Consider the following 2,816-nt stretch of genomic DNA (forward strand, 5'->3'; position numbering starts at 1 on the left):
CGGCCTGGGCAGCGGCCAGGGCGTGACCCAAAGCGTGCGCGCCGCCGGCGATGGCAACACCGCCAGCAATAACGTGAATATCAATGTGAACCAGAATGGCTTGTCGCCGGCCAATGTCGTCCAGTCCGGACAAGCCCTGGTGGCTGGCCAGTCGGTCACCGGCAGCACGGGTGCCGGCCAGGTCACGGTGTCGGCCGCCAATGGCGGGCTGCAAATGGCGATCCTGGCCAACAACAATCAGGGCAATTCGTTGCAGCAGATCGGCGCCGGGAATGTCCTGCAAGGCACGGTTTTGCAGGGTAACAGCAACTTCGTCAGCAACATGACCCAACTCAATGTGGTGCTGGGCAACAACGGTTTGAACAATTTGGGGCAGAACCTCAACCTGAATCAACTCAGAGGCCTACGCCCTAACGGTTATTGAACTACGCTGTGCCTCGACACTTGCGCATTAGAAAGGGACGGCTTATTCCATGCATCGATCGCTATCGTTACGTGCCGTAATTTGTTTAAGCACGCTCCTGCCCGCATCCATGTTGTATGCCGCGCCGGACACCGACATAGACACATTGAAAAAGGAATTGCTGGAGCTCAAGCAACGCTACGAAGTGCAGCAAAAAGCACTGGCGGTGCTGGAGCAACGGGTACGCCAGGTGGAAGAACAACCGGTGGCGCCGCCGCCCAAACGCCTGGCCAAATCCCCGGCAGACTTCCAGAAAGGCGGCACCACGGTGGCCGGCAACACGCCGGGAGTCGGCGCGGCTGCGGCCTCGGGCGGTGCAGCCGGTGGCGCGTCCTACGGCCAGTCCCTCAAGGATGATTCGGCCCCGGCACAGAGCGTGAGCAACTTGTATAACGAGGCCAGCGGGTTCTTTGGCAACGGCAAGTTCAGCTTTGAAACCGGCGTCACCTATTCCCGCTACGATGCCCGCCAGTTGACCCTCAACGGCTTCCTGGCGCTGGACTCGATCTTCCTCGGCAACATCAACCTGGACCGGATCAAGTCGGATAACTGGACCGTCGACCTCACGGGCCGCTACAACCTCGACAACCGCTGGCAGTTCGATATAAACGTGCCGGTGGTGTACCGCGAGTCGACCTATCAGTCCGGTGGTGCCAACGGTGGCAGCGGCACCGCGACCTCGGAACAATCGGTCACGCGTGACCCGACTATCGGCGACGTCAACTTCGGGATTGCCTACAAATTCCTCGACGAGAGCGTCAACCTGCCGGATGCCGTGGTGTCGGTGCGGGTCAAGGCGCCCACCGGCGAAGATCCGTTTGGGATCAAGCTGGTCCAGTCATCCAGCAACACCAACCTTTTCGTGCCGGAAAGCCTGCCCACCGGCAACGGTGTGTGGTCGATCACGCCGGGTATCTCGCTGGTCAAGACCTTCGACCCGGCGGTATTGTTTGGCTCGCTGTCGTACACCCACAACTTCGAAGACTCGTTCAGCGATATCAGCTCCCAGGTCGGCCAGAAGACCCCGGGGAAAGTGCAGTTGGGCGACAGCTTCCAGATCGGCGCTGGCGTGGCGTTTGCGCTGAACGAGAAGATGAGTATGTCGTTCTCGGTGTCCGACCTGGTGCAACGCAAGAGCAAGCTCAAGCCGGATGGCGGCGACTGGCAGTCAGTGGTTTCCAGCGATGCCAACGCGGGTTACTTCAACGTGGGCATGACGATTGCGGCAAGCGACAACCTGACCATCGTGCCGAACCTGGCCATCGGGATCACACCGGATGCGCCGTCGTTCAGCTTCAGCCTGAAGTTCCCGTATTATTTTTAAGGCATGACAACGGGAAAAGCCCCGCAACGATAAGGGTCGTTGCGGGGCTTTTCGGTTTACCCGCCCTAGCGGATCTGGTGTTTGTGCAGCAACCGGTAGAACGTCGGCCGGGAAACCCCCAGCACACGCGCAGCGACACTCAGGTTGTCGCTGTGCCGGTTGAGCACATCGCACAGTGCCTGGCGTTCGGCACGGTGCTTGTAATCCTCCAGTGTAGCCATCGGCAGCGCGATTGCCTGCTGGCTCTGCAATCCCAGATCAACGGCTTCGATTTGCCGCCCTTCCGCCAGTACCAGGCCCCGCCGCACGCGGTTGGCCAACTCGCGCACATTGCCCGGCCAACCGTGCTCGCCCATGGCCACCAGTGCGTCTTCACTGAAGCTGCGGGGACGGCGGCCGGTTTCCTGGCTGTAGAAGTGTGAAAAATGGTTGGCCAGCATCGCCACGTCACCGTGGCGCTCGCGCAACGGCGCGGTGACCACTTGCAGGACGTTGAGCCGGTAATACAAGTCTTCGCGAAAAGTGCCCTTTGCCACCGCGGCTTCCAGGTCGACGTGGGTGGCCGCCAACACGCGTACATCCACCGCAATCGGCTGGCTGCCGCCGACTCGCTCGATCTGTTTTTCCTGGAGAAAACGCAGCAGGTTGGCTTGCAGCTCCATGGGCAAGTCGCCGATCTCATCGAGAAACAGGGTGCCGCCGTGCGCCGCCTCGATCCGCCCCACCTTGCGCTGATGGGCGCCGGTGAAGGCGCCCTTCTCATGGCCAAACAGTTCGGACTGGATCAGGTGTTCGGGAATCGCCCCGCAATTGATCGCCACAAACGGCTTGGCATGGCGCTGGGATTGGCGATGCAAGGTACGCGCGACCAATTCCTTGCCGGTGCCGCTGTCGCCACGGATCAACACCGGGGATTCAGTGGGCGCCAGCTTGGCGAGCAGCTTGCGCAATTCCCGGATCGGACGGCTGTCCCCCAGCAACTCGTGTTCCGGCTGGCCCGCAGGCGCGTTGTTGCCCTTGCCCCGCAGG

The 2,816-nt window shown here is 61.3% G+C and carries 2 protein-coding genes and 1 pseudogene; 2 read left to right on the top strand and 1 reads right to left on the bottom strand.

From position 1 onward, the window contains the following. Positions 1–424 (top strand): annotated as a pseudogene (locus tag HX846_RS31045) (hypothetical protein); the annotation flags it as partial. A 49-nt stretch (positions 425–473) separates the two neighbouring features. Beyond that, a complete protein-coding gene (locus tag HX846_RS31050) occupies positions 474–1,787 on the top strand; it encodes an autotransporter domain-containing protein (protein WP_043224814.1) in 1,314 nt (437 codons plus the stop codon). A gap of 65 nt (positions 1,788–1,852) precedes the next feature. Here the strand turns inward: HX846_RS31050 and HX846_RS31055 are convergent. Then, on the bottom strand, positions 1,853–2,816 hold a 964-nt coding region (locus tag HX846_RS31055; protein ID WP_178966859.1), incomplete at its 5' end, for a sigma-54-dependent Fis family transcriptional regulator.

Origin of the sequence: Pseudomonas sp. K5002, assembly GCF_013386655.1 — a bacterium.
Taxonomy (GTDB): Bacteria; Pseudomonadota; Gammaproteobacteria; order Pseudomonadales; family Pseudomonadaceae; genus Aquipseudomonas.